Origin of the sequence: Catellatospora coxensis (assembly GCF_016862635.1) — a bacterium.
In the GTDB taxonomy this organism is placed as follows: Bacteria; Actinomycetota; Actinomycetes; order Mycobacteriales; family Micromonosporaceae; genus Catellatospora; species Catellatospora coxensis.
Map to the genome: position 1 here is coordinate 1 of NZ_BONI01000213.1, position 715 is coordinate 715.

The 715-nt window shown below is 70.9% G+C and carries 2 protein-coding genes; both read left to right on the forward strand.

Annotated elements, in window-relative coordinates:
• Positions 1-379, forward strand: a 379-nt coding sequence (locus Cco03nite_RS42070) for a hypothetical protein (RefSeq protein WP_203699642.1), incomplete at its 5' end; no start/stop codon positions are given.
• A partial coding sequence (locus Cco03nite_RS42075) for a hypothetical protein (RefSeq protein ID WP_373314470.1) occupies positions 379-715 on the forward strand: 337 nt, incomplete at its 3' end. The genes Cco03nite_RS42070 and Cco03nite_RS42075, both read left to right, overlap by 1 nt.

Genomic DNA, 715 nt, shown 5'->3' on the forward strand with positions numbered 1-715 from the left:
ACCCGATCACGCTGCTGAGTCCTCGGCGCTCGTGTCGTCCCTTGCCGCTCCGGCGATCCTGGCGTCCCGGTCGCTTTTCATGGCCGGGTTCGCCGACGAGCTACGAGTCGCGACCCTGATCGAAGTGGCCGGCGCTGCCGCCGCGATGGCCCGACAGATCGCCATGGCCGGGCACGTCGACCTGCGCTCGGTGATGCTCCAGGTGAGCACCCCCGTGGACGCCCGCGCGGTGCTCGGCCGTGGTGCCTGGCTGCCGACCATGGTCCGCCCGGTACCTGTCCCCACCCGCCCCGTCGCGGACACCCGCCCGGCTGCGGCTGCCCGTGAGGTCGCTGGCACTCAGCTCGACCTGCTGACCGCGATCGGCGGTGAGCGGTGATGTTCGGCGGTGCCCGAGTCCAGATGATCAAGTGCCTGTGCGGGGCGTGGGTCCACCCGCGTGACTACCACCGCTCCTGGTGCCTGTGCCGCCCTTGCGCGCAGTTCGCGAAGTTCCGCCTCGATGAGATCGAGCCGCTGTGGCCGCAGCTGATGACCGCCTGCAAGCTGACGATCCGGCACTACGGCACCCTCTACACCCCGCGCATCGTCGGCATCTACTCCCGCGACGGCCTGGACGTGCTCACCATCGCCGTGGTGCCTGGCCAGACCCGCGCCGACTACGCCCGCCACATCTCCCGCATGGCCGAGACGTTCGGCGTGCGCCGCGTCGTCG